20 protein-coding genes and 1 pseudogene are annotated in these 26,603 nt (G+C 73.5%); 3 read left to right on the top strand and 18 right to left on the bottom strand.

What is annotated here, in order from left to right; genetic code table 11:
- Positions 1-191: 191 nt before the first annotated feature.
- The 10 genes and pseudogenes from tatA to CBOVI_RS05700 all read right to left on the bottom strand — a co-directional run.
- Positions 192-413: pseudogene (gene tatA, locus CBOVI_RS10870) on the bottom strand (Sec-independent protein translocase subunit TatA); the annotation flags it as partial.
- Positions 414-463: 50 nt separating this feature from the next.
- Positions 464-1,642: a WYL domain-containing transcriptional regulator gene (locus CBOVI_RS05740; protein WP_125196930.1), complete on the bottom strand. Its 1,179-nt coding sequence runs from the start codon at positions 1,640-1,642 to the stop codon at positions 464-466.
- Positions 1,639-2,706 (bottom strand): helix-turn-helix transcriptional regulator, encoded by a 1,068-nt coding sequence (locus CBOVI_RS05735; protein WP_183273623.1) that lies wholly within the window; start codon positions 2,704-2,706, stop codon positions 1,639-1,641. Before CBOVI_RS05735 ends, CBOVI_RS05740 begins: the two co-directional genes overlap by 4 nt.
- Positions 2,706-4,133: a Pup--protein ligase gene (gene pafA / locus CBOVI_RS05730; RefSeq protein ID WP_010265564.1), complete on the bottom strand. Its 1,428-nt coding sequence runs from the start codon at positions 4,131-4,133 to the stop codon at positions 2,706-2,708. The genes CBOVI_RS05735 and pafA overlap by 1 nt, the downstream gene beginning before the upstream one ends.
- Entirely contained in the window at positions 4,130-4,318 is a 189-nt protein-coding gene (locus tag CBOVI_RS05725) for a ubiquitin-like protein Pup (RefSeq protein ID WP_010265566.1), read from the bottom strand. Before CBOVI_RS05725 ends, pafA begins: the two co-directional genes overlap by 4 nt.
- 117 nt (positions 4,319-4,435) lie before the next feature.
- Positions 4,436-6,001, bottom strand: coding sequence for a depupylase/deamidase Dop (gene dop, locus CBOVI_RS05720; protein WP_010265568.1), 1,566 nt, complete (start codon positions 5,999-6,001; stop codon positions 4,436-4,438).
- Positions 6,002-6,060: 59 nt separating this feature from the next.
- Positions 6,061-7,710 carry a proteasome ATPase gene (gene arc, locus CBOVI_RS05715; protein ID WP_083825982.1) on the bottom strand — a complete coding sequence of 550 codons (1,650 nt, stop codon included), beginning with the start codon at positions 7,708-7,710 and terminating at the stop codon, positions 6,061-6,063.
- Between the two features lie 62 nt (positions 7,711-7,772).
- Positions 7,773-8,606 (bottom strand): tRNA (adenine-N1)-methyltransferase, encoded by an 834-nt coding sequence (locus CBOVI_RS05710; RefSeq protein ID WP_010265570.1) that lies wholly within the window; start codon positions 8,604-8,606, stop codon positions 7,773-7,775.
- Between the two features lie 142 nt (positions 8,607-8,748).
- Complete coding sequence (locus CBOVI_RS05705; protein WP_010265571.1) at positions 8,749-10,458, bottom strand: ABC transporter ATP-binding protein; 1,710 nt, start codon at positions 10,456-10,458, stop codon at positions 8,749-8,751.
- On the bottom strand, positions 10,458-13,097 hold the full coding sequence (locus tag CBOVI_RS05700) for an ABC transporter ATP-binding protein/permease (protein ID WP_125187409.1): 2,640 nt from the start codon (positions 13,095-13,097) through the stop codon (positions 10,458-10,460). Before CBOVI_RS05700 ends, CBOVI_RS05705 begins: the two co-directional genes overlap by 1 nt.
- Before the next feature lie 317 nt (positions 13,098-13,414).
- On the opposite strand from CBOVI_RS05700, the gene CBOVI_RS05695 reads away from it, so the two are divergent.
- The gene (locus CBOVI_RS05695; RefSeq protein WP_010270979.1) at positions 13,415-14,872 is read left to right on the top strand and encodes an FAD-binding oxidoreductase; all 1,458 of its coding nucleotides are present in this window, start codon (positions 13,415-13,417) and stop codon (positions 14,870-14,872) included.
- Positions 14,873-14,994: 122 nt separating this feature from the next.
- Entirely contained in the window at positions 14,995-15,927 is a 933-nt protein-coding gene (locus tag CBOVI_RS05690; protein WP_010270983.1) for a RecB family exonuclease, read from the top strand.
- Between the two features lie 86 nt (positions 15,928-16,013).
- Here CBOVI_RS05690 and CBOVI_RS05685 read toward each other — a convergent pair whose 3' ends face one another.
- The 8 genes from CBOVI_RS05685 to CBOVI_RS05650 all read right to left on the bottom strand — a co-directional run bounded on the left by CBOVI_RS05685 (position 16,014) and on the right by CBOVI_RS05650 (position 25,225).
- Complete coding sequence (locus tag CBOVI_RS05685; RefSeq protein WP_010270986.1) at positions 16,014-16,943, bottom strand: Sir2 family NAD-dependent protein deacetylase; 930 nt, start codon at positions 16,941-16,943, stop codon at positions 16,014-16,016.
- Positions 16,940-18,244, bottom strand: coding sequence for an anaerobic C4-dicarboxylate transporter (locus CBOVI_RS05680; protein ID WP_029157937.1), 1,305 nt, complete (start codon positions 18,242-18,244; stop codon positions 16,940-16,942). Before CBOVI_RS05680 ends, CBOVI_RS05685 begins: the two co-directional genes overlap by 4 nt.
- Before the next feature lie 186 nt (positions 18,245-18,430).
- A complete protein-coding gene (gene aspA, locus CBOVI_RS05675) occupies positions 18,431-20,263 on the bottom strand; it encodes an aspartate ammonia-lyase (protein WP_010270995.1) in 1,833 nt (610 codons plus the stop codon).
- Between the two features lie 41 nt (positions 20,264-20,304).
- Entirely contained in the window at positions 20,305-21,150 is an 846-nt protein-coding gene (hisG, locus tag CBOVI_RS05670) for an ATP phosphoribosyltransferase (protein ID WP_010270999.1), read from the bottom strand.
- A gap of 113 nt (positions 21,151-21,263) precedes the next feature.
- Entirely contained in the window at positions 21,264-22,232 is a 969-nt protein-coding gene (locus CBOVI_RS05665) for a phosphoribosyl-ATP diphosphatase (protein ID WP_029157938.1), read from the bottom strand.
- Positions 22,233-22,403: 171 nt separating this feature from the next.
- On the bottom strand, positions 22,404-22,907 hold the full coding sequence (locus CBOVI_RS05660) for a hypothetical protein (protein WP_010271004.1): 504 nt from the start codon (positions 22,905-22,907) through the stop codon (positions 22,404-22,406).
- Positions 22,904-24,220, bottom strand: a complete 1,317-nt coding sequence (gene mshC, locus CBOVI_RS05655) for a cysteine--1-D-myo-inosityl 2-amino-2-deoxy-alpha-D-glucopyranoside ligase (protein ID WP_043362136.1) — start codon at positions 24,218-24,220, stop codon at positions 22,904-22,906. Before mshC ends, CBOVI_RS05660 begins: the two co-directional genes overlap by 4 nt.
- A 144-nt stretch (positions 24,221-24,364) precedes the next feature.
- Positions 24,365-25,225, bottom strand: a complete 861-nt coding sequence (locus CBOVI_RS05650) for an undecaprenyl-diphosphate phosphatase (RefSeq protein ID WP_010271008.1) — start codon at positions 25,223-25,225, stop codon at positions 24,365-24,367.
- Positions 25,226-25,393: 168 nt separating this feature from the next.
- Between CBOVI_RS05650 and CBOVI_RS05645 the strand changes: the two genes are divergently transcribed.
- On the top strand, positions 25,394-26,536 hold the full coding sequence (locus CBOVI_RS05645; RefSeq protein ID WP_125187408.1) for a hypothetical protein: 1,143 nt from the start codon (positions 25,394-25,396) through the stop codon (positions 26,534-26,536).
- Positions 26,537-26,603 lie beyond the last annotated feature (67 nt).

Here is a 26,603-nt window from a genome sequence, read left to right as displayed (position 1 = left end):
GTCGGTGTCGTCGGTGGCGGCGGGGTGTGCCGGGGTGGTGCCGGGGGCCGGAGGGGCCGCCGGGGTCAGAGGCCCTGCCGGTCGTCCCGGGGCCGGGCCTGCTCCTGCGGGGCCGGCTGCTGCACGGGGACCTGCGTCACCTGGGGCTGGGCCTGGGCCTGCGCCTGCCGGCGGGCCTCGGCCTGCTCCGGGGTCTCGACGACCGGGTCGGCGACCGTGGACTGCGGCAGCGCGGCGGGGTCGGACGTCGCGCCACGGGCGGGGCGGTCGTTACGCATCTCGTCCATCTCGGACTTGAAGATGCGCATCGACCGGCCGAGGGAGCGGGCCATGTTCGGCAACCGTGTCGCGCCGAACAGGAGGAGCAGCACCGCGGCGATGATGAGGATTTCGGGCCAGCCGAGGGAACCCATGGAGATGCCTTTCGTCGAACGTCGTGCGCGGTTGTCTCGTCAACCGGGCGTCAGTCAGCACCGTACACGCCGAGCGCCCGCCGGGCGCGTTCACGTACCCGTTCCGCCACGTCCGGCGGGGCGACGTCCACGATTTCGGGGGAGTACGCCACGAGGAACCGGTCGAGCCACTCCCCCGTGTCCGCGATGGTCACGACGCCGTCGTCCTCCCCGTCGACGTGCCACACCGGGAAGTACTCGTACATCCACGCCCCCGACGGCGCGAGGGTGAGCGTCGCCCACGCGTCGTGGCCGGCGAAGCCGAAGGGGTCCTCCGGGTCGACGTCCGGGAGCACGGCCGGCGGGGCCTCCACGTCGAGGGCCCGGACCCCACGGATCCGGGCGACGGCCCACGTCCGCTGCGGGCCGACCGCGGAGGCCGGCACCGCGTCGGGCACGGCGTCGGGCGTGGTGCCCGGGAGCGTACCGGGCACGGCCCCGGGGTCCGCGTCCGCCGGGGTCCACTCCCGCGCCCACAGGTAGGTCCGGCCCTCGACGATGCCGACGTGGTCCGGGACGAGCAGGCGGGTCGACCGGACGTCCGACGACAGGGACAGGTAGTCGACGGCGAGCACCCGCCGGTCCGCGACCGCCCGGGTGAGGACGGCGGCGGTGTCCGCGCCGTCCCGGGGACCGCCCCCGACGTCCGCCCCGGCCCCCGCGTCGTCGGACGTGGAGCCGGCGCCGGCGCTGCGGGCGTCGTCGTCCCCCTCTCCCCCGGACCCCGCACCCCCGGGACCGTCCCCACCTGCACCGTCCCCGGCGGCGCCGTCTCCCCCGGTGACCACCCCGCCGCGCGCCCCGGCCCCGCGACGGCTGCGCAGGAGCCGGCGGACCGCCCGGGCCGCCCCGTCGACGTCCGACCGCTCCTCCTCCGGCAGCGTGCTGCCCAGCGCCTCGAGACAGAACAGGAGGACCCCGGCCTCCATCGTCGTCAGCTGCAGGGGCCCGTCGAGGCCGGCGGCGAAGTCGACCGTCGCGGTCATCCGGTCGAGGCTCACCTCGACGAGCGACCCCGGGTAGTAGCCGGGGATGCCGCAGTCGCTGACCTGCTTGAGCTCGTGGCGGATCTGCGCCACCGGGACGCCGAACCGGCGCGACGCCTCCATGAGCGACGCCCGCGGACGGTCGCGGAACCACGCGAGCAACGAGGCGGTGCGGATGAACTGTTCCTGGGCGGTGAGGGTCACGGTGCGGTCCTGTCCTCGGGGGCCGACGCGGCGCGTCGGAGCAGGTCGACGACCTCCGCGCGGAGGTCAGGGGGGCTGAGCACGACGACGTCCGGGGCGTAGGCGGCCGCGGTGCGCACGAGCCACGTCCGGTCGACCGGGGCCGTGACCCGGATCTCGTCACCCGGCGACGCGCCGTCCGGGGTCGGGTCCGACGGGTCCGGGTCGCGGGTCACGTCCCGCAGTTCGACGGCGCCCCCGCCACGGAACGCGAGGACGGCCTCCACCGTCACCCGCGACGACCGCAGCCCCTGCTCGATGAGGTCGCGCCCCGTGCCCGGCGGCGCCGGGTGCGTGCTGAACGTCGGCAGGGCCCGGACCTCGGCGATCCGGCTCAGCCGGAAGGTGCGCTGGGCGTCGCGGTCGATGTCGTGGCCGGTGACGTACAGCCGGCCGTCGACCGCGCCGATCGCCCACGGGTCCATCGTCCGCTCGACCGGCTCGTCGAGCAGCGTCGGCCAGTAGAGGAAGGAGATGCGCAGCCCGTTGTCGAGGGCGCGGAAGACGGCGTCGGTGCTCGCCTCGTCGAAGTCCATCTGGTCCGGGACGTCCGCGACGACCCGCCCGGAGTCGCGCCGCACCCCCGCCGCGGCGAGCTTGAGGTACGCCCGTGACGCGGCACCGGCCAACGGGCCGGACATCGCCCACCGGGACGCGGCCGCGATCGCGTCGGCCTCCCCCTCGGTGACGTGGAGGTCCGGGAGGAAGACGTCGTCCCGGTCGAGGGTGTACAGCTCCTCCGGAGCGCCCTCACGGCCCCCGGACGCGGCGGGGTCGGCGCCCCAGCGCACCCCCGGCGGGGCGGGGACGGCGCGCACGACGACGCCGGCGCCGGCGAGCGCGTCCCGGTCGCGGGCGAAGTGCCGCCGGCGCGACTCCGGGGTCCCCTCGTACCCGCGGACGTTCGTCGTCAGCCACGTCGCCGAGCGCGGCGGCTCGTTGAGCAGGGCGAGGACGAGGTTGAACAACCGGCTGGCCCGCGGCTGCCAGTGGACCTCGGCCGGCCGGTCCGCGCCCCCGGCCATCAGCCCATCACCTCGAGGAGGTCGTCGAGCCGGGGGTCGGTCGCGGCGAACGGGTCGCCGAGCAGGAGCTCACCCCCGTGTTCGCCGTTGACCTTGAGCCGGGACCAGTCGACGGTGACGTCGGTGCCGGTCTCCCGGGCGCGCCGGAGGAAGCGCCCGCGCAGCGCCGCGCGGGTCGTCGCCGGCGGGGCTGCCACCGCCGCGCGCACCGCGTCGTCGTCGACGAGGGTCGAGACGTCCCCGCGGCGGCGGAGGAGGTGGAACAGCCCGCGGTCCGGGTTGATGTCGTGGTAGGTGAGACTGACCTGCGACAGCCGCGGATCGGTGATGTCGAGGTCCCCCCGGGCCGCCACGCGGTCGACCAGCGACTTCTTGATGACCCAGTCGATGTCCCGGGCGACGGGGGTCATGTCCCCGTCCTCCACGCAGTCGAGCACCCGGCCCCACAGGTCCACGACCGGGCGGAGGTGCTCCGTCGGCGTGCCCTCCCAGCCGTGCGGGCCGTGGACGACGTCGGGGCGGTCGTCGAGCCACCGGGCGGCGGCGTCGTGGAAGACCCGCTGGATCGCGAGCGGCGTCGACTCCCCGCCCCCGCGGAGCGTCAGCGGCGTCCGGCCGCCGAGGTCGCGCGAGATCGCGCGGATGGACCGGATCTCGTTGGCGATCTCCACGTGGGGCAGGGGCACGCCGGCCTCGATGAGCTCGAGGACGAGCAGCGTCGACCCGATCTTCAGCGCGGTCGTGACATCGGACATGTTCGAGTCGCCCACGATGACGTGGAGCCGTCGGAACCGGGAGGAGTCCGCGTGGGGCTCGTCCCGGGTGTTGATGATCGGCCGGGACCGGGTCGTCGCGGAGGACACCCCCTCCCACACGTGGTCGGCGCGCTGCGACAGGCAGTACCCGGGGCCGAAGTTCTCGTTCGGGGCACCGGGGTACGGGACGTTGACGTGCCCGGCCCCGCAGATGAGCTGCCGGGTCACGAGGAACGGGACCAGCTGCGCGCCGAGCCGCTTCACCGCCACGTCCCGCCCGACGAGGTAGTTCTCGTGCGAGCCGTAGGAGTTGCCGACCGTGTCGGTGTTGTTCTTCAGCAGGTACACCGCGCCGCCGATCCCCCGCTCGGCCATCCGCCGCTCGCACTGCACGGCGAGGTCGTTGAGGATGACCTCCCCCGCCCGGTCGTGGGCGACGAGCTGGTGGAGCGAGTCGCACTCCGCCGTCGCGTACTCGGGGTGCGCGCCGACGTCGAGGTAGAGCCGCGCGGCGTTGTCCGTGTAGATGTTGCTGCTGCGGTGCTCCTCGACGACGGGGGCGAAGAGGTGGCGGGCCACCTCGTCCGGTCCGAGGCGGCGGTGCCCGTCGAGGACGCTCGTGATGCCGAACTCGGTCTCGACGCCGGTGATCCGGCGGGTGAAGACGGTCACTGTCCGCCCTTCTGCACGTAGGAGCGGACGAAGTCCTCCGCGTTGGACTCGAGCAGGCCGTCGATCTCGTCGAGCAGGTCGTCGGTCCCGGTGACCGAGACCTGCTGCTGGCCCGCGGTCACGTCCTGCGGCTCGTCGTCCCGGTGGTCACCGCCGCCGCCGTGAATCTGGGTCTGTCCCGCCATGGTCGTGTCTCCTTCGTTGTCGGTGGGGCCGGTCGTGTCCGGTCCGGTCGTGTCTGGTCTTGTCGTCTCTGGTCTGGTCTGGTCTGGTCCGGTCAGGTCATGCCGGGTCGGGCCCGGTCACCCGATCCCGCTCACGCGGTCGGGGGCGGCCTCGGCGAGGCGGCGGACGAACGTCGCGACGTCCGGCCCGTCCGCGCACAGCGCCGCGAGCTCGGCCGCGGTGGACCCGCAGGGCTCCGGCATGGCGACGTGCGTCGCCGGGTGGGACCCGAATGGGGTGTCGAGGATGAGGGCGTCCCAGCTCGCCGCGAGGAGGTCGGGGGCGAAACGGTCGACGACGGTCCCCCTCAGCCACGCCCGCGTCGTCGACGGCGGCTGCGTCACCGCGGCCCGGACCTCCCCGGGGTCGACGAGGGTGCGCATCCGCCCCTTCGCGACGAGGGCGTTGTACAGCCCCTTCGCCGGGTCGATGTCGTGGTACTGGATGTCGACCAGCGCGAGCGTCGGGTGGTCCCAGTCGAGTCCGCGCCGCCGGTACCCCTCGAGGAGGCTAAGCTTCGCCGTCCAGTCGAGCCGGTCCGCCGTCCGGGCCGGGTCGGCGGCGAGGTCGTCGAGGACCTCCCCCCACACCCGGAGGACGTCGCGGTCGGTGTCGTCGGCGGCGATGTCGCCCCGGTCGACGGCGTCGGCGATGCGCCGGCGGATCTCCCGCTGGATCTCCACGGCCGACATCCGCCCGTTGCCGTAGAGCCGCAGCTCCTCCCGGCACGTGAGGTCACGGGAGACGCGGCGGACGTCCGCGACCGGGTCGTACAGCGCGAGATCGGACAGGTCCACCCCGGCGCCGACCGCGTCGAGGAGGAGCGCCGTCGTCCCGACCTTGAGGTACGTCGCGGTCTCGGAGAGGTTCGCGTCGCCGATGATGACGTGCAGGCGGCGCCAGCGCTCGTCGGCGTGCGGCTCGTCGCGGGTGTTGACGATGCCCCGGTTGAGCGTCGTCTCCAGCGACACGGTCGTCTCGATGTAGTCGGCGCGCTGGCTGATCTGGAAGCCGGGGTCACGGCCGGTCTCCCCCAGGCCGACGCGCCCGGCGCCGGTGTAGACCTGCCGGGTGACGAAGTGCGGCACGAGGGCGGCCTGGAGGTCGTCGGGGCTGTAGTCCCGGGGGTGGAGGTAGTTCTCGTGGGCCCCGTAGGACGCGCCCTTGCCGTCGACGTTGTTCTTGTAGATCTTCAGGTGGGGCTGGCCGTCGACCCCGCCGCTGGCCCGGGCGGCCTCGTGCATGAGCAGTTCACCGGCCTTGTCCCACACGACGGCCTGCCGCGCGTCGGTGACCTCCGGGGACGAGTACTCCGGGTGGGCGTGGTCGACGTAGAACCGGGCCCCGGACGTCGTCACGACGTTGGCGACGCCGGGGGCGTTCGGGTCGAGCACCGGGGCGGTGCGGTACCGCCGCAGGTCGTAGCCCCGGACGTCCCGCAGCGGCGACTCGTCGGTGTAGTCCCAGCGGGTGCGCCGGTTGACCCCCTGGCCGCTCGTCCGCGCGTAGGCGACGACCGCCTGGGTCGAGGTGTGGACGGGGCTCGCGTCCGGGTCGTCGACCGCGACGATGCCGAACTCCGTCTCCGTGCCGATCGTCCGGGCGCGGGGCCGCCGCCCGGTGGCGTCGTGTGCCGTCGTCATCGCGTCGGTCCTCTCTGTCCGTGTGCGTCCTGCGGGTCGTGCCGGGCGCCCCCGGCCCGTCAGCCGACGACCGTGAGGTCGACGACCCGCCGGGACGAGTGTCCGGCGATCCGGGCCCACTCGGCCGGGTTCGTCGTGTCGGGGAGGTCCTCGTTGTCCCGGATCTCCTCGGCGACGGCCCGGTCGACGTGCTGCCGGTCCAGCCCCGAGGGTACCCGGGGGTCGGAGCCGTCGGCGGCGTGGAGCGCCTCCTTGATCGCGGCGGTCTTCGCCCGGTCGACGATGTTCGTCAGCATGGCCCCGGACGCGACGTCGCCGTAGGTCAGCGTCGTCGAGGTGCCGTCGGCGAAGTGCAGCATGACGAAGGACCGGTCCGGGGAGTAGAGGGTGTCGACGATGCGCTCCCGCAGGTGCGCCGCCGCGCCCTCGCGGCCGCCGCACTCCTCGACGAGGCCCGGCGCGAGCGGGAGGTCGACGGTCAGCCGCTTGGCGAGGATCTCCAGCGCCCCGTCCCGGTCCGGCCGTTCGACGCGGATCTTCACGTCGAGCCGGCCGGGGCGCAGGATCGCCGGGTCGATGAGCTCCTCGCGGTTGGACGCGCCGATGACGATGACGTTGCGCAGGTTCTCCACGCCGTCGATCTCGGCGAGGAGCTGCGGGACGACGGTGGCCTCCATGTCGGAGGACTTGCCGGTGCCGCGGGTGCGGAAGATCGCCTCCATCTCGTCGAAGAAGATGATGACGGGGCGGCCCTCTGAGGCGATGGCCCGGGCGCGCTCGAAGATGAGGCGGATCTGGCGTTCGGTCTCGCCGACGAACTTGTTGAGCAGCTCGGGGCCCTTGACGTTGAGGAAGTACGACCGGGTGTCGCCGGAGGCGGACATCTTCGAGGCGAGGGAGTTCGCGACGGCCTTGGCGATGAGTGTCTTGCCGCAGCCGGGGGGTCCGTAGAGAAGGACGCCCTTCGGGGGCAGGAGGCCGTACTCCCGGTAGAGGTCCGGGTGGAGGAAGGGCAGTTCGACGGCGTCGTGGATCTGCTCGATCTGGGCGGAGAGTCCGCCGATGTCGCCGTAGGTGACGTCGGGCACCTCCTCGAGGACGAGGTCCTCGACCTCGGCGCGGGCGATGACCTCGAAGGCGTAGCCGGCGCGCCGGTCGACGATGACGCTGTCGCCGGCGCCGACCCGCCCGGCGGCGGCCTCCCGGCGCAGCGGGCCGGCGCACGTGACGAGGGTCTCCTCCCCCATCTTGTCGGCGACGACGATGCGGCTGTCGACGACCTCGACGACGGTGGCGACGTCACCGGAGTCGGCGTAGCCGGTGACCTCGACGACCTGGAGGCCGTCGGCGAGCCGGACGGTGGCGCCGGGGACGAGGGAGTCGGTGTCGACCGTGGGCGCGACCTGGACGCGCATCCGGCGGTTGGCGGTGAAGATCTCCGCCGTGCCGGTGCCCGCGGGGCCCGGTTCGATGAGGACGCCGTAGGTGCTCGGCGGTTCGGAGAGCGCGGCGAGGCGCTCGTTCATGTCGCTGAGCTTCGCCCGGCTCGCCTGGAGGGCGGCGAGCAGTTGCTCGTTGCGGGAGCCCAGGCGGCGGTTCGCCAGCTGGAGGTCGCGGTAGGACGCCGGACCGGAATCCACCGGGGAGGTGGGCCCGCCGTGACCTTCGGGGCCGTGCGTGGTTCCCGGGGTCTCTGTGTGCTGCGTCATACCGAGCCATCCTACAGGCAGGGCAAGTTAGCCTATCTAACGCCCCGGGTTCGCGGGGGCCCTCATTTCCGTGCGCGGCGCTGCGGTTTCGGTGCGACGGTGCCGTCGGCGAGGCGTCGGGCCCACACGAGGAACGCGGTGTGGGCGTTCATGCGGTGTTCGGGGCGGGTGGCCAGGCCCTCGACCTTCCACTCGCGGACGAGGGACTCCCACGCCCGGGGCTCGGTGAAGCACCCGAGCTCGCGGATGCCCTCCATGACCTTCATGAGCTGCGGCACGGTCGCCACGTAGGTCATGAACACCCCGCCGGGGATGAGGACGTCCCGGACGGTGCCGAGGCACTCCCACGGTTCGAGCATGTCGAGGACGACCCGGTCGATCTCCCCGACGTCCTCCGGGGTGACGTCGCGCAGGTCGCCGAGCCGGAGGTCCCAGTTCGCGGGCTGTCCCCCGGTCTGTTCGACGACGTTGTCCCGCGCGTAGCCGATGTGGTCCTCCCGGACCTCGTAGGAGATGAGGCGCCCGGTCTCCCCGACGGCGCGGAGCAGCCACATCGACATCGCCCCGGAGCCCGCGCCGGCCTCGAGCACGCGGGCGCCGGGGAAGATGTCGCCCTCGACGATGATCTGGGCGGCGTCCTTCGGGTAGATCACGGCCGCGCCGCGGGGCATGGAGAGCACGTGGTCGACGAGGAGGTGGCGGAAGCACAGGTACTCACCGCCGAGGTGGGACTGGACGACGGTCCCCTCGTGCTGCCCGATGATGTCGTCGTGGCTGATGCCGCCCTTGTGGGTGAAGAAGCTCTCCCCCGGGGTCAGCGTGATGGTGAAGTGCCTGCGCTTGGCGTCGGTCAGCTGGACACGGTCGCCGGCGCGGAAGCGCCCGGAGTAGGCCACGGGGGGTCCTCGTCATTCGTCGTCGGGGGTGCGGGTCAGGTGGGAACCGTCCAAGTGTAACGACGCCGTGCTCCGGCGCGCGAACCTCCCCCGCCGGGTGGGGCGGCCGGGGAGGCCGGTCCGGCGGCCGCCCCGGGAGGGCTCAGACGTGCCAGGCCGCGGAGCGGCGCCATTCGTCGAGGATCCTCGTGAACTCCCCGCCGGCGGCCTCGAGCTCGGCGGGCGGGCCCTGCTCGGTGATCCGGCCGCCGTCCATGACGACGACCTCGTCGGCGACGGCGAGGGTCGCCGGGCTGTGGGTGACGATGACGGTGGTGTAGTCGCCGCGGATACCGGAGATGGCGTCGACGACGGCGCGTTCGTTGCGGGCGTCGAGGGCGGAGGTGGCCTCGTCGACGAGGAGGAACCGGGCGGGCTTCGCGAGGGCCCGGGCGATGCCCACCCGCTGCCGCTCACCGCCGGACAGCTGGGAGCCGAGCTCGCCGGCGGGCGTGTCCCAGCCGCCGGGCAGCCGCTGCAGGGTCCGGGTGAGCTGGGCCGTGCGGGCGATCCCGTCGAGCTCCTCCTGACTGAGGGCCGGGTTGACGGAGAGCAGGTTCTCCCGCACCGTCCCGGCGTTGAGGGCCGTCTGCTGGAAGACGACGGTGGCGTTGCCGCGCAGGTCGCCGAGTGAGGCCCGGGGGCCGCCCGGCCCGGCGAGGGAGACGCCGCCCCCGGACGCCGGTTCGAGTCCGGCGAGCGCGCGGAGCAGCGTCGTCTTCCCCGACCCCGACCGGCCCACGACGACGGTGACGGTCCCCGGGGCGAGGTCGAGCGAGGCGTCGCGGAGCCCGGCCGTGCCGTCGCCGTAGGTGACCTCCAGGCCGTCGGCGACGACGTGGGGGGCCGTCGGCGCCGGCCGGGACGGGGTGACGGGGGCGACGTCGGTGACCTCCCGGACCTCCGCGAGCGTGCGGGTCACGGCGAGCACCCCGGTCACCGACCCGGAGACGGTGGTGACCTGCTCGACGACCCGGAGCAGGACGATGACGAGTGTGGCGGCGCCGACGGCGGACAGCGTGCCCGAGTCGTAGGCGGTCCACGCGGCGAGCCCGAAGCCGAGGAGGACGACCTGGAGGACGGCGCTGAAGACGAACTCGCCGGGGATCTGCCACAGCAGCAGGCGCAGCGACCGGCGGCGGGTCGACTCGATGGCGTCGTCGACGAGGGCCTCCCCCGCCGAGACGTGGCGGGCGGTCCGCAGCGACGGCTGGGCCCAGGCGAACTCGAACAGGCGCGAGTCCAGCTCCTCGGTCGCCCGGGAGAACGCGGTCTCGGAGCGGGCCTGCAGGCGGGTGCTCAGCCACAGCGCCGCGAGGACGAGCACACCGCCGGCGACGGTGACGAGCGCGACGGGCACGGAGACGGTGAGCAGGCCGAGCCCGAGGGCCGGGGTGAACACCACGGCGGTGACGACCGGCGAGACCATGAGGACCACCGAGCTGGTCGCCTCCGTCGCCCCGGAGGACACGAGCCGGCGCAGCGACGCCGTCTTCTCCGCGGTGAGGACCGACGACGGCCAGGCGAGGACGGCCTCCGGGGTCCGCTCGTGGATGACGCGCATGACCTGGATGCCGAGGGCGAGCCCGAGCCGGGCGGCGACGACGTCGATGCCCCACGCCGCCGCAATGAGGGCGACGACGACGAGCACCCACGGCCACGCGCCGGACGGGTGGTCCCCGAACAGCCGGTCGAAGGTCGGGAACAGGGCGAGCACCGCCCCGGCCTGGAGGATCGCGGAGACGACGGTGAGGACGAGGAACCCCCGGTAGCGGGGGCCGCCGCCGGTGAGGGCGTGCAGGTGGGTCAGCATCAGCGGGTCTCCTCGGTGGGGTGGGCGGTCGGGACGGCCGGGGTCGTGGCCCGCCACAGCCCGGCGTAGAGGCCGTCGGCGGCGAGGAGCTCGTCATGGGTGCCGGACTCGACGACCCGGCCACGGTCGAGGACGACGATGCGGTCGGCGTCCCGCACGGTGTGCAGCCGGTGCGCGATCATGAGGACCGTCCGGCCCTCGAGCAGGCGGCTGAGTCCCTGGCGGATCGCCCACTCCGAGTCGGGGTCCGCCGCCGCCGTCGCCTCGTCGAGGACGACGACGGGCGTGTCCGCGAGCAGCGCCCGGGCGATGCCGATGCGCTGGCGCTCGCCGCCGGAGAGCCGGTCGGTGTCGACGACGGTGTCGTAGCCCTGCGGCAGGGCCGCGACGGTGTCGTGGACGTGCGCGGCGCGGGCGGCGGCCTCGACCTCGGCGGCGGTCGCGTCCGGGCGGGTGAGGGCGATGTTCTCCCGGACGGTCGCCCGGATGAGCTGGACGTCCTGGAGCAGGATCGTCACCGTCGAGTACAGCTCGTCCTGGGTCATGTCGCGCAGGTCGCGGCCGTCGATGCTGATCTGCCCGGCCTGGGGGTCCCACAGCCGGGCGAGGAGCGCGGCGACGGTCGACTTGCCGGCCCCCGACGGTCCGACGAGCGCGGTGACGGTGCCGGCCTCGAGCCGGAGGTCGAGGTCCGGCAGCACGGTGTGGCCGGGCCCGTAGCCGAAGCGGACCCCCGAGAACCGGATGTGCCCGTCCGGGGCCGGGCGGTCGGCGGGGCCGGCGAGGCCCGGGGTGCCGAGCATGAGCTCGAGACCGTCCCGGGACTCCAGGCCGGTGACGAGGGCCCCGGTGTTCGTCGTCACGGCGAGGAGCTGGCCGCCGAAGGATGTGCCGAGGACGAGGAACGGCACGAGGTCCGCGGCGGTGAGCCACCCGGGTGTCATGAGCAGCCAGGCGGCGACGACGAGGATGCCGAGGACGGTCGTCGGACGGTTGATCATGACGGCGAGGATCTTCGCCGGGCCGGTGTCCAGCTGCCACTCCTCGACGAAGTCGCCGGTGCGCCGCAGCGTGCCCGGGAGGTCGACGACCGAGGACGGGCCGAAGACCCGGGCCTGGTCGCGGGTGGAGATGAAGGTCTGGGCCTCGCCGGACGCGCGGGCGACGAGACGCTGGGACTGCACGACCTTGTCCGCGTCGCGCCGGGAGATCGACACCATGACCCCGAAGAACGCGATGATCGGCAGGAGCAGGACGAGGCCGAGCCGCCACTGGACGGCGAAGAGGTAGATCAGGGTCGCCAGGGGGGTCACGACGGCCCCGACGAGGTCGAGCACCGCGTGGGTGACGAGGTAGTGCAGCGCCTGGACGTCGTCGGCGACGAGTTTCTTCACGTCGCCGGGCTGCCGTTCCCCGAACCAGCCCAGAGGCAGGGTCGTCAGCTTCCGCATGAGCCGTCGCCGCACGGTCGCGGCGAAGCGGGCGTCGTAGAGGTGCATGGCGAACACGAGCGCGGCGGTGCCGAACGCCGACAGGCCCATGACGACGAGGGCGGCGACCGCGGTGGAGACGAAGCGTTCCCGGTCGGCCCCGTCGAGGAAGAGCCGGGCGAGCTCCGCGAAGAGGATGAACGGCACGATCTGGAGCAGGGACAGCAGGCCCTGGGCGATCCCGCCGGCGATGAGCGCCCCGCGCGCCGGGCGTAGGACGCCGGGTTCCTTCCGGCGGGTCGCGGGGCCCGTGCCGGTGTCGGGCGTGCCGGGGCCGCCGGTGCCGGGTCGGGGTGTCGACGCCGTCCGCGCCGGGTCCGCGGCGGCCGGCGCCGGGGTGGCGGACGCCCCGTCGGCGGTGGCGGCGGCCGGCGTCCCCGGGGTGTCCCCGGCCTCGTCGAGGGACCGGCTCGTGCCCATGGAGCGTCCGCTGACCCAGTACGCCTGGGAGTGGAGGGTCGCCCGGGTGAACTCGAACTCGCGCTGGAGGACGGTCTTCGCGCGCCGCGTCGTCAACGACTCCGCCGTGACCCAGGCGTACCAGCCCGTCCACTCCCCGCCGCGCACCGCCTGTGCCAGGCCCTGGCCGTCCGGCAGGTCCTCGACCCACTCCACGGTGATGTTCGGCCCGGAGACCAGCGGAATGTCACGGTCGTGCGGGCTGTGGCTCTCGAGGTACACGACGACCGGGATGTCCGAGGGCACCGCCCGCGCGATCGACGCGATCGCCGGGTACGCCGCGAGGTCGCCGAGGAGGAGGTAGCCCTCCGGCGGCGGGTCGAGCAGCTCGAAGGGCCGGGCCCCGAACCGCATCCCGACGAGGGTGTCGCCGACCTCGGCGTTCTCGGCCCAGTGCGCGGCCGGTCCCGACGGGTGGTGGATGACGAACTCCACGGAGAAGGTGCCGGTCGCCGGGTCGGCGTCGAGGAGGGTGTAGCCGCGCTGGAACATCTTCGGGCCGCCCTCCGGGTCCGGGAACCACAGGCGCACCCACGTCGCCGGGGTCTCCCCCTCCGGGTCGAGCATCGTGTCCGAGTGGAAGGTGACGCGGTGGAAGTGCTCGGCGACGCGGGTTGTCCCGGTCACCGTGAGCAGGTGCTCCCTGGCGCCGAGGGTCCGTAGTACAGCGCCCTGGAATCCCTTTCCCATGCGGGGTCCTTTCGGTGGGCGACGACGCCCGGTCGGGGTCAGGTGGGCCGTCGGGGGAACGGCCGCGAACCACAACAAAAACCAAGCCTCACCTTACTAGTTCGGTGTGTGGCGTCACCGGCCACCCCCCGACGGGGTCGCGGGGCCGGCACGGGACGCCCGGTGGACCGGGGTCCGTGGGGCCGCGGACACCGGTCACCGGGGGTGGCTGCGCGGCCGATAGGATGACGGGCAGAGGGCGCGGGGTGACGGGCGGTCCGGGTCGGCCACGGTCCGGCCGGCCCCGGCGGCCGAGCGGGACGAGAGGAGACGCGCACATGACAGCGCAGCAGACACACGGGACCGGTGCGGACGGCGCGCCGGGGACGGCCGGTGCCGGCGGGACCGGCCCGGCGGTGGACCTGGCCGACCTCGCCGGACGGCTGGAGGGGCGGCTCGTCACCGACCCGGACATCCTCGCGTCGCACTCGACGGACGAGGCCGTCGGCGTCCCCGCCGAGGGTGCCGTCGCCCTCGTCAGGGCGCGGAGCACGGCGGACGTCGTCGAGACCCTCCGTCACGCCCACGCCCACGGCGTGCCCGTCGTCCCCCAGGGCGCCCGGACCGGGCTCTCCGGCGCGGCGAACGCCGTCCCCGGGGCGATCCTGCTCGACGTCCGCGGCATGGACGCCGTCGTCGGGATCGACGCCGCGAACCACACCGTCACCGTGCAACCCGGGGTGATCAACCAGGACCTCAAGGACGCGCTGCGCCCCCACGGACTCGCCTACCCGCCGGACCCGGGGTCCGTCGCGATCTCCTCGGTCGGCGGCAACATCGCGACGAACGCCGGCGGCCTGTGCTGCGTGAAGTACGGCGTCACCCGGGACTACGTCCTGGAGCTGACGGTCGTGCTCGCCGACGGCACGGTCACCCGCCTCGGCCGGCGCACGGCGAAGGGGGTCGCCGGACTGGACCTGTGCGGTCTGTTCGTCGGGTCGGAGGGCACCCTCGGCGTCATCGTCGAGGCGGTGCTCCGCGTCGTCCCCCTCGGGCCGGACCCGCTGACGGCCGTCGCGACCTTCCCCCGGGAGCGCGACGCGGCCGCGGCCGTCGCCGCGTACATGGCGTCCGAGCCCCGGCCCTCCCTCATGGAGCTCATGGACCGCACGACGATCGGGATGCTCAACGAGCTGGGCGACTTCGGGTTCGACGGGTCCGTCGGCGCGATCGTCATCATGCAGTCGGACTCCCCGACGAGCGTCGCGGACACCGAGGCGTTCGCGCGGATCGCCGGGGACAACGGCGCGGTGGACGTCGCCTTCTCCGACAACGCGGCGGACAACGACGCCCTCATCGCCGCGCGCCGGAACGTCCAGCCGAGCTTCGAGCACTTCGCCCGCGCCCACGGCGGTGGCCGCCTGCTCGAGGACGTGTGCGTGCCCCTGTCGCGGTTCACCGACTTCGTCGACGGTCTCGACGAGATCCGGGGGCGCACCGGCGTCGTCATCTCCCTCGTCGCCCACGCCGGGGACGGCAACACCCACCCGTCGATCTTCTACGACCCGGCGGACCCGGCGTCGGCGCGGGCCGCGCAGACGGCGTTCGACGACGTCATGCAGCTCGGGCTCGACCTCGGGGGCACGATCACCGGCGAGCACGGCGTCGGCTACCTCAAGCGCGGGTGGCTCGCCCGGGAGCTCGACGACGGGGCGCGCCGCCTGCACCGGGAGATCAAGGCCGCCGTGGACCCGGCCGGGATCCTCAACCCGGGGAAGATGCTCGACGCCCTCTGACCGGCCGGGCACCGCCCACGACGGCGGGCCCCACGACCGCACACCCCACCGCTGCACCGACCGCACAGCCCACGACTGCACCGACCGCATCCGCACCGACGACACCGACGACCGAAGGACCCATGACGACCGACAGCACACGCCCCGCGGACCCGACGACCCCCGCGGACACCACCCCGACCACCCCCGACACCCCGACCCCCGCGGACCCGACGGCCCCCGCGGACACCGGCCCCGCCGGCCGACCGCGTCGCCCGCTGGCCCTCTCCCCCTCCCGCGCCGGTGACTACCGGCAGTGCCCGCTGCTCTACCGCTTCCGGGCGATCGACCGGCTCCCCGAGCCGAAGACCGTCGCCCAGGTCAAGGGCACGTTGGTCCACGCGGTCCTCGAGAAGCTCCACGCGCTGCCCCGGGAGGACCGCACGTACCCGGCGGCGGTGAAGATGATCGTCCCGACGTGGGACGCGATGACCGCCGGGGACGCCGAGCTCACGGAGCTCGTGCCCGACGGGGACCGGACGGACTTCCTCGTCGCCGCGCGCGAGCTGGTGAAGGGCTACTTCCGCATGGAGAACCCGGCGGGGTTCGACGCCCGTGAGTGCGAGATGTACGTCGACACGACGCTGCCCAACGGCGTGCCCGTGCGCGGGTTCATCGACCGGGTGGACGTCGCCCCCACCGGGGAGGTGCGCGTCGTCGACTACAAGACCGGGAAGAAGCCCATCCCCCGGTTCTCCGCCCAGGCGACCTTCCAGATGAAGTTCTACGCCCTCGTGTGGTGGCGGCTGTTCGACCAGGTCCCGGCCCAGCTCCGGCTCATGTACCTCAAGGTCGCCGACGACATGATCCTCGCCCCCTCGGAGACGGAGCTGCGGTACTTCGAGCGGGACCTCGCGGACCTGTGGAACAGCATCGCCGACGACGCCGCCGACGGGTCGTTCGCCCCGAGGACCTCGAAGCTCTGCGGGTGGTGCTCCTTCCAGGCGATCTGCCCGGCCTTCGGCGGCACGCCCCCGGAGTACCCCGGGGCGCCGGAGCTCCCGCGCGCGTCCTGACCGCGGCGGCCCGGTCGCGCCCCGGTCGCGCCCCGGACCACTTCCTCCCCGGTCGTGCCCCGGTCCCGCCCCGGGGCACCCGCCGCTCAGGGGCACACGGCGTCGATGAGCCGGTGGAACGCCGGCCGCACGGGGGTCCGCCACACGACGTTCACGCGGTCGTCCGCCCGGCCCGGCCCCCCGTTGACGACGGCCACCGGCAGCCCGGCCTTCAGCGCGTCGAGGACGATGCGGAACCCGCTCATGACCGCCAGCGACGACCCCGCGACGAGGACCGACCGGGCCTCGCCCAGCATGTGCGCGACCCGCTCCCGCCGCTCCCCCGGCACGGGCTCCCCGAAGTACACGACGTCCGGCTTGAGCAGCCCGGACCCGCACTCCGCGCACCCGGGCATCCGGAACCGGGCGACGACGTCCGCGCTGAGCGACACGTCACCGTCCGGGTTGACCTGCGCCGGGTCGAGGCGGACGGACTCGAGGTACCCCGGGTTCGCGGCGCGCAGCCGCCCGTCGAGTGACCGGCGGTCCTCCCGGGCACCGCACCGGAGGCACACGACCGTCGCGAGGTCCCCGTGGAGGGCGAGGAGGTTCCGGCTCCCGGCCGCCGCGTGGAGGCCGTCGACGTTCTGGGTGACGATCCCGGACACCGCCCCCACCGACTCGAGCTCGGCGAGGGCGTGGTGCGTGTCGTTCGGCACCGCGGTGTCCATGTGCCGCCACCCGACGAACGACCGCGCCCAGTACCGGTGCGAGGCCGCCGGGTCGTGCCGGAACTCCTGGTAGGTCATGGGCCGGTGGCGGGTGAGGGACCCCGACGGCCCCCGGTAGTCCGGGATCCCCGAGTCGGTCGACACCCCGGCCCCGGTGAGGACGAGCACGTCGCCGTCGAGGAGCAGGGAGGCCACGCGGCGGGCGGCGACCGCCGGCGGGGTCGGGGTCCGGGTCTCGACGACGACCCGCGCGATCGACCGCAGCGCCGAGCGGTGCGCGAGGGCGACGGGGTCCGGGCGGGTCACAGGACGACGGACCCGATCGCGAAGCCGAGGACGACGGCCGTCACGACGGCGACGGTCCCCGGGACGATGAACGGGTGGTTGACCACCCACGAGCCGATCCGCGTCGACCCCGTGTCGTCCATCTCGACGGCGGCGAGGAGCGTCGGGTACGTCGGGAGGACGAACAGCGCCGAGGTCGCGGCGAACGCGGCGACGGCGGCGAGCGGTGAGACCCCGATGGACAGGGCCGCCGGGATGAGCGCCTGCGTCGTCGCCGCCTGGGAGTACAGCAGGGACGCGGCGACGAAGAGGACGACGGCGAGCAGCCACGGCGCGCTGTGGAGGACGGAGCCGGACGCGGCGGTGATGCCGTCGAGGTAGTGGTTGATGAAGGTCGTGCCGAGCCACGCGACGCCGAGGACGCACACGCAGGCCGACATCCCGGAGCGGAACACCGGGGTGTCCGGCACGTCCGCCGCCGGGACCCGGCAGGCGACGAGGATCGCGGTCGCCGCGGTGAGCATGACGGTGATGATCGCCTCGTTCCGGCCGAGCGCCGGGTCGTGGACGAGTCCGAGCTGGTCGGAGATGAGGGTGGCGTAGACCATGACCGCGACGACCGCGACGAGGACGATGACGACGGACCGTCGCGCCGCGGGGCCTCCGTCGTCCCGGGGGCGCCCGGGGGGTGCGACGAGCCCGTGCGCGAGGCGGTCCCGGTACACGGGGTCCTCGTCGAGGGGGCGGCCGATGTGGTCGGCGACGACGGCGGTCGGGATGATGGCGAGGAGCGTCGAGGGGATGACGACGGCGAGCAGCTGCAGGTAGCTCACCCCGAGGGGTTCGACGAACGAGGCCATGAGGACGACGGCCGCCGAGATGGGCGAGGCGGTGATGGCCAGCTGGGACGTGACGACCGCGGCGGACAGGGGCCGCGACGGGCGGACCCCGCCCTCCTTCGCGACCTCGGCGATGACCGGCAGCGTGGAGAAGGAGGTGTGCCCCGTCCCCGCGAGGAGGGTCATCACGTACGTGACGAGCGGGGCGTAGTACGTGATCCGGCGCGGGTTCCGGCGGAGGATCCGTTCGGCGACGCTGACGAGGTAGTCCATGCCGCCGGCGCGCTGCATCGCGGCGATCGCGGCGATGACGGACATGATGATGCCGATGACGTCCCAGGGGATCGCCGACCGGTCCACGTGGACGCCGGTGAGGCCGAGGAGGAGCACGCCCAGGCCGCCGGCCGCGCCGATGCCGACGGACCCGTGACGCGCGCCGAGCACGATGGCGCCGATGAGGATTGCGAGATGGACAAACACCATGACGGTGGTCATGACTGCGGATTCGATTCTGAGTGAGGGGGGACGTGGGCGTGGTGGTGACGGATGAGGGTGGGGTGGGCACGGGGGCGCGCCCCGGTGTGGTCCCGGGTGGGACCGGGTCCGGCGGGGCGGGGACGACGGCCCGGCCCGGGCGGGACCCGGGGTGGGCCCGGCTGCGGCGGTGGGTCAGCGGTTGAGGTAGAGCTCTCCGCGCCAGACCGGGTGGAGCAGGTTCTCCCGGGAGAGGACCTGGTTCAGCGTCTCCTCGTCGAGGAGCCCCTTCTCCAGCACGAGGTCCCGCACCGACTTCCCGGTCTTCGCCGCCTCCTTGCCGATGAGGTCACCGTTGTGGTGGCCGATGAGCGGGTTGAGGTAGGTGACGATGCCGATGGAGTTCTTGACGTAGGCGTCGCAGACGTCGGCGTTCGCGGTGATGCCGACGACGCACCGCGTGCGCAGGATCGTGCAGGCGCGGGCGAGGAACCGGATGGACTCGAACAGCGACTGCGCGATGACCGGCTCCATGACGTTGAGCTGGAGCTGGCCGGCCTCGGCGGCCATGGCGACGGTGACGTCGTTGCCGAAGACCTTGAAGCAGATCTGGTTGACGACCTCGGGGATGACCGGGTTGACCTTCGCCGGCATGATCGACGAGCCCGCCTGGCGGGGAGGCAGGTTGATCTCGTTGAGCCCGGCCCGCGGGCCGGAGGACAGCAGCCGCAGGTCGTTGCAGATCTTCGACAGCTTCATCGCGACGCGCTTGACCGCCGAGTGCGCGTTGACGTACGCGCCGGTGTCGCTCGTCGCCTCGATGAGGTCGCGGGCCGAGGACATGGTGATCCCGGTGACCTCCTCGAGGGCGGCGGTGACCTGGTGGCGGTACCCGGCGGGGGTGTTCACCCCGGTGCCGATGGCGGTGCCGCCGAGGTTGACCTCGGTCATGAACTCGGCGGCCTGGCGGAGCTGGGCCTGCTCCTCGGCGAGGTTGTGGGCGAAGGCCGCGAACTCGCTGCCGAGGCTCATGGGGACGGCGTCCTGCAGCTGCGTGCGCCCCATCGTGACGATGTCGCGGAACTCGTCGCCCTTCGCGGCGAAGGCCCGCTGGAGGGCGTCGAGGTGCTTGGTGAGCTCCTCGAACGCGGCGTGGATGCCGAGCCGGAAGCCCGTGGGGTAGGCGTCGTTCGTCGACTGGGACATGTTGACGTCGTCGTTGGGGTTGATGACGTCGTAGCGCCCCTTCTCGTACCCGAGACGTTCGAGGGCGAGGTTGGCGATGACCTCGTTGACGTTCATGTTCGTCGACGTCCCGGCCCCGCCCTGGAAGACGTCGATGGGGAACTGGTCCATGCAGCGGTGGTGCATGAGCATCTGGTCGCACGCCCACACGATGGCGTCGGCCTTGTCGCGCGGCAGCGCGTGCAGCCGCACGTTCGCGAGCGCGGCGGCCTTCTTCACCATGACCATGCCGCGGATGAACTCCGGGAGCTGGTTGAGGGTGGTGCGGGAGACCTGGAAGTTCTCGACGGCCCGGAGGGTGTGGATGCCGTAGTAGGCGTCGGCCGGGACCTCCATCGTGCCGAGGAGGTCCTCCTCGGTCCGGTAGGTGCCGGCTGTCCGCGCGGACCGGGAGACGGTCTCGGCGGCGGTGATGATGTCGGTGGAGGAGGTCACCTGGTCGGACGCGGCGGCCCGCGGGTGCGCGGACCGGTCGTCGTCGTGGCCGTCGGGGTGCCGCTCCCCCGGTCCGGTGGTGTCGTCGCTCGCGTGGCGTCCGCCGGTGGCCGGGGCCGGGTGCTCGGTCGGGCGGGTGACGGTCGCGCCGGCGCCGTTGCGGCGGCTGTCCCGGGCGTCGTGTTCCCCGGTGTCACCGGACCCGGTGTCCGCGCCGTCCGCCGCGGTCGTGGTGCCGCTGCCGTCCGCGTTCCCGGTGGTCCCCGTGGCCTCCGGGGTGCCCGGGAGGGTGTTGTCCCCGGTGGTCTCGTCCCCGCTGCGGTCCCTGCTGTCGCTGCTCTTCGCCATCTGGTGTGTCGGCCCCTTTTCGGATCGGTGGTCCTGTCGGTTCAGATCCTGGCGATGCGGATGTCGGTCGCCAGGATGGCCTCCGCCCCCATCGCGGAGAGCGTGTCCATGAGCGCGTTGGCGTCCTTGCGGAGCACCATCGCCCGGACCGCGACCCAGTTCTCGTCGGTCAGCGAGAGCACGGTGGGGGCCGAGAGACCCGGTGTCACCGAGGCTACCTCGTCGAGGAGGGTGCGCGGGCAGTTGTAGTCGAGCATCACATAGTTCCGGGCGTGGAGGATGCCCTCGAAGCGCTTGATGAAGACCTGCTGCTCGTCGGTGACCGGGGCGTCCTTGCGGCCGACGATGACGGCCTCGGACGTGCACAGCGGCTCCCCGAAGGGTTCCAGCCCCTGCTGCCGCAGGGTGCGCCCGGTGGAGACGACGTCGGCGATCGCGTCGGCGACCCCGAGCCGGATGGAGATCTCGACGGCCCCGTCGAGGCGGATGACCTCGGCCTCGATCCCCCGCTGCCGGAGGTCCCTCCGGACGAGGTTGGGGTACGACGTCGCGATCCGGCGGCCGGCGAGGTCCGCGACGGTCCACCCCTCCCCGGCCGGGGCGGCGTAGCGGAAGGTCGAGGCGCCGAAGCCGAGGGCGAGCAGCTCGTCGACCTCCTCCCGGGTGTCGGCGGCGAGGTCGCGGCCGGTGATCCCCATGTCGAGGTGGCCGGAGGCGATGTAGATCGCGATGTCCTTGGGGCGGAGGAAGTAGAACTCGACGCCGTTGTCGTCGTCGGTGACGGTGAGCGACTTCGCGTCGCCGCGGGTGCGGTACCCGGCCTCGGCCAGGATCTCGGTGGCGGTCTGGGACAGGGATCCCTTGTTCGGGACGGCGACGCGCAGCATCTCTGTGCTCCTCGGTGGTCGGGGCGGGTCGGGGTGGGTCGGGACTGTGGGGGTCGGGTCGGGGCGGGGACGGTGGGGCGGGGCGGGTGGTCCCGCCCGACAGGGTCCCCGCCCTACAGGTGCCGGTAGATGTCCTCCGGCGTGAGGCCGCGGCCGACCATGACGACCTGGAGCCAGTAGATGAGCTGGGAGATCTCCTCGGACAGTTCGTCGTCGGACTGGTACTCGGCGGCGAGCCACACCTCGCCGGCCTCCTCGACGATCTTCTTGCCCTGGAAGTGCACCCCGGCGTCGAGGGCGGCGACGGTCCCCGACCCCTCGGGGCGGTCCTTCGCCCGCTGCGACAGTTCCTCAAACAGGGATTCGAAATTCTTCACGGGGGCCATTGTCTCATGACCGCTCCCCGCCCCGAGCCGCGCCCACACGGCGCGGAGATCGTCGAGGGTGACGTCGGTGAGGTCGCGGTGCCCGGGGAGGAGCTCGCCGAGGGTGGTCACGCCCCCGGGGACGACGGTGCCCTCCTCGGGGACGCCGAGGAGACGGCAGCCGGCGTCGCGCGCCGCCCGCATCCCGTTCGCGGAGTCCTCGACGACGAGGCAGTCCCCCGGGTCGACCCCGAGCCGGCGGGCCGCCTCGAGGTAGAGGTCGGGGGCCGGCTTCCCGTGCGTGACCTCGTCACCGCACAGCGTGAGGACGAAGCGCTCCGGCCCGATCGTCTCGAGGGTGACGTCGGTGAGGCGGCGGGCCGTGTTCGTCACCAGCGCACACGGCACACCCGCGGAGGCGCAGGCGTCGAGAATCCGCTGCGCCCCGGGCCGCCACCCGAGGCTGTCCCGGATGAGGTCCGTCACCCGGTCGAGCATCCACGTCGTCCACGACGCGACGCACCGGTCGTCGAGGTCGATGCCCGCGTGCCGGGCGACGGTGCGCACGGTCTCCGCGGTCGTCCCCCCGATCGTCAACGCCCGGACCTCCGGGGTGAGGGTGCGGCCCATCTCCCGGGACATCTCCGCCGTCGCGATGCCCCACAACGGCTCCGAGTCGACGAGCGTGCCGTCCATGTCCCACAGGATCGCCTTCATGGTTGCCGCTGTCACCCTTCGTCGTCGCTGCCCCGGCGGGGGTCGGGCGCCACCGGCGTGGTGCCGGTCGGGCGTCGCGTACCGGGGTCGGTCAGTACCGTCGTCGAGCATATCCGAGGCCGACCGGCCGGGGCGGGCCGGGAGACCTGCGGCAGGGGCGCCGGTGCGGCGTCACTCCTCGTCGAGGAGGGTCTCCGCGTGGGTGAGCACGACCTCGCCGTCGGCCCCCGTCTCGTCGCTGAGCGCGGCGAGGACGGCCGTGACGTCGGCGATCTCCTCCTCCTCGAGGACCGCCCCGCCGTGGGCGTCGCTGATCCCGCGGAGGCGGGCGACCGCCGTGGCGACCGCGTCGCACAGGTCGAGGGTGATCGTCCCCGTCCCCTGCTCGACGGCGGTGCGACCGGCCGAGACGAGGTCCCGGACGGCGGCGTCGGCGTCGGCGACGACCGAGGGCGGGTACGGCGGCTCCCACAGCTCGAGGTCGTCGGGGCGCAGGTAGCTGCCCGTCGCCATGGCCTCGAGGTTGTCCCGGAAGGTGTCGCAGGCGGCGTCGGTGACCTCGGCGGCCGTCCGGGGGTCGGGTGCGGGGGCCGAGGGTGACGACGCGGACGTCGACGGGGGTCGCGGTGTCCGGTCGGGGTCCGGGGTGTCGGGGGTCTCCGGGGTGTCGGTCATCGGGCGAGGTTCACCCCCAGCAGGGCGTCGCAGAGCGTCGTGAGGATCTCCCCCGCGGACGGCGACGTGGCGTCGTCGGCGTCGGGGGCCGCGCCGTCCGACCCCTCCGTGCTTTCGGCACCGTCCGCACCTGAGCCGGCGGCGAAGTTCCGGCACCACGTGTCGATGAGGTGGAGCACCGTCGGGGTGTCGAGGTCGTCGGCGAGGGCCGCGCGGACGTCGGAGACGAGCAGCTCGACCGTGGCGGCCGGGGCGGAGGCCGCGGCCCGGGCGGCGTCACGCCACCGGGCGAGCCGGCGCTCGGCCCGCTCGAGGACGTCGTCGGACCAGTCCCGGTCCTCCCGGTAGTGGGACTCGTAGAGGCCCAGCCGGATCGCCGAGGGGTCGTGGCCCTCGCGGACGAGGACGGACACGAAGACGAGGTTGCCGAGCGACTTGCTCATCTTCGTCCCGTCGAGGCCGATCATGCCGGTGTGGACGTAGTGCCCGGCCATGCGGGTGCACCCGAGGGCGGCCTCGGCGTGCGCGGCGGAGAACTCGTGGTGCGGGAAACGCAGGTCGTGGCCGCCGCCCTGGACGGCGAAGTGGGCGCCGAGCCGGTTCGTCGCGATGGCGGAGCACTCGATGTGCCAGCCCGGACGGCCCGGTCCGAAGGGCGAGTCCCACGCCGGTTCCCCGTCACGGTGGGCCCGCCACACGAGGGCGTCGAGCGGGTGCCGCTTGCCGGGCCGGTCCGGGTCCCCGCCCCGCTCGGCGAAGTACCGGTCCATCTCCTCGGCGGAGTACCGGGACTCGTACCCGAACTGCGGGGTGAAGGTGTGGTCGACGTAGACGTCCGGGTACTCGTCGTCGAGCTGGTAGGCGGCCCCGGTCTCGACGAGCCGCCCGACCATGGTGACGACCTCGTCGATGCTCTCCATCGCCCCGACGTACTCCCGCGGCGGGACGACCGCGAGCGCGGCCATGTCCGAACGGAAGAGGTCGATCTGGTCGTCGCCGAGGTCGCGCCAGTCGACGCCGTCGCGCTCGGCGCGTTCGAACAGCGGGTCGTCGACGTCGGTGATGTTCTGGACGTAGTGGACCTCACGGCCGTTGTCCATGAGCACCCGGTTGACGACGTCGAAGGTCACGTACGTCGCGGCGTGGCCGAGGTGCGTCGAGTCGTAGGGGGTGATCCCGCAGACGTACACGCCGACCTCACCGGTGTCCCCGGCGGCGACGGGCTTCACCCGGTCGTCCGCCGTGTCGTACAGGCGCAGGGGTACTCCCCCGCCCGGGAGGGTCGGGACGTCGGGTGCTGGCCAGGATCGCATGGGGACCCATTGTAGGGACGGCCCCGGCCGCGGGCACACCGGCCGGTGTCCGGCGGTGGGTGCCCGGTCCGGTCGGGCGGCGCACACCAGCTGTGGTCGGGCGGTGGTCGCCGGGTCAGGTCGGGTGGTGCGCACCCGGTCCGGTCAGGCGGTGAGCACGCCGGTCGCCAGCAGCACCATGACGATGATCCCGACCGGGATGCGCCACGCCGCGAACCAAGAGAAGGAGTGGTGCGCGACGAACTTCAGCAGCCACGCGATGGACGCGTAGCCGATGCCGAAGGCGACGACCGTGCCGACCACCAGCTGGAGACCCGACGCCGCCTGGCCGTCGGTCGGGTGGAACGCGTCGGGCAGGGAGAACAGGCCGGACGCGAGGACGGCCGGGATCGCGAGGAGGAAGGAGAACCGCGTCGCGACCTCCCGGTCGAGGTTGAGGAACAGGCCGGCGGAGACCGTCGCCCCCGACCGGGAGACGCCCGGGATGAGGGCGAGGCACTGGGCCAGGCCCATGATGACCGCGTCCCGCATCCGCAGGCCGTCGTACGACCGCCGGTGCGTGCCCGCCCGCTCGGCGAGGATGAAGACGAACGAGAAGAGGATGAGCACGGCCGCGGTGATCCAGAGGTTCCGGAGGTTGTCGCGGATGAGGTCCTTCGCGAGGTAGCCGACGAGGCCGACGGGGATCGTCGCCGCGATGACCATCCACCCCATGCGGTAGTCGAGGCTGTCACGCCGGGTGCGTCGTCCGTGCCGGGTCCGCAGGTCCGTGACCCACTCCCCGACGCCGGCGAACCACCCGGTGGCGATGCGCCAGATGTCCCGGGCGAAGAACAGCAGGACGGCGGCCTCGGTGCCGAGTTGGACGACGGCGGTGAACGACGCGCCGGCGTCCTGTCCCCAGAACAGCGTGGAGATGATCCGGAGATGTCCGGAGGAGGACACCGGGAGGAACTCGGTGAGGCCCTGGACGATCGACAGGACGATCGTCTGGAGCCAGCTCATGTCTGAGACGTCTGTGACGGAGGCGGCTGCGGCGGCTGTGGTCATGGCTCGTCAGGCTACCGCAGGGTGGGGCCGTCCCGACGCCGCGGCGCGGGGGCCTCCCACGGGAGCGGGTACCGGCGCGGTCCCGCCCGGGGGCGTCACGGACCGTGTAGTAGCGTGATGACCGTGATCCGCTCGTCGCACTCCCCCAGCTCAGCACCCTCCGACCGGGACGTTCCGGGACCCCGGGCCCGTCGGTGGGCCGGCCCCCGGGGGGTGCTCGCCGTCGGTGTCTCCGCCGCCGTGCTCCTCGGGGCGTCGGCGTGCACCGGTGACGTCGTGAAACAGTCGACCGGTGACAGCGGCAACGGCCCCGTCGTCGGCGTCGCCGCCACCCCCGCAGCCTCCCCCGCCGCGGGTGACCCGGCGGGCCGCACGGGCCGGGGCGCACCGGTGCGTGACCTCGCCCGGCTCGGTGACGACTCCGGGGCGCCGGGCGACGTCGCCCTCCTCCGCGAGGGGTCCCTCGAGATCGGTGCCCCCTCCGACCTCGTCACCGGGCGTGGCCGTACGGTCGACGTCCCGCGGGAGTGCACGACCCTCTCCACGACCTCGCGCGGGGTCACCGCCGCGTGCGGGGGCTCGGTCATCGTCGTCGACGGTGACGGCCGGACCGTGCGGACGGTGCAGGTCGACGGCACGGCCACCGCCGCGGCCGTCATCGCCGACGGCACGGTCGCGGTCGCCGTCGAGGGACGGGACCGGATGCAGTTCTACGGGGCCGACGGGGCGTTCCTCGACGACGACCCCTCCTCGGACTCCGTCGACGCCACGGTGCTCCTCCACGACCGCAACGGTGGCGAGCGGCTCGCGGCCGTCGACCACGCGCAGTCGAGCGTGACCGAGATGCGGCTGAGCGACCGGAAGTACCTCGCCGCCCTGCGGATCGGCCAGGGCGTCGGGACACTGGCCGCCGGGTCGGGGACCGACGGCGTGGCCGTCGCGTCCGACACCCGCCAGGACCAGGCGCTGCTCTACACCCTCGACGAGGTCGTCATGCTCCACCAGTCCGTCCCGACCGGTCCGTCGCCGTACGCGGTGACGTGGGACTCCCCGCGTGCGCTCATGTGGGTCTCGACCACCGGTGACAACCGGCTCACCGCCTACCGGGTGGACTCCGGCACCCCCGTCGAGGTCGGGTCGTTCGGCACCGTCCGGGACGTCCGCCGGGTCGTCGACGGACGGGACGGTTCGCTGCTGCTGACCGGGGACGACGGTACGCTCCAGATGATCCCCGCGGACCAGGTGACGGCCGGCGTGCGGTCCTGACCCCGCGGCCCGCGCCGGTGACGGTGGCGCCGTCGGTGCCCCGTGGGACCGGCGCCGGCCACCCCGC

Origin of the sequence: Corynebacterium bovis DSM 20582 = CIP 54.80, from assembly GCF_030408615.1 — a bacterium.
Lineage (GTDB): Bacteria > Actinomycetota > Actinomycetes > Mycobacteriales > Mycobacteriaceae > Corynebacterium > Corynebacterium bovis.
This window is presented reverse-complemented; position numbering and strand designations above follow the sequence as displayed.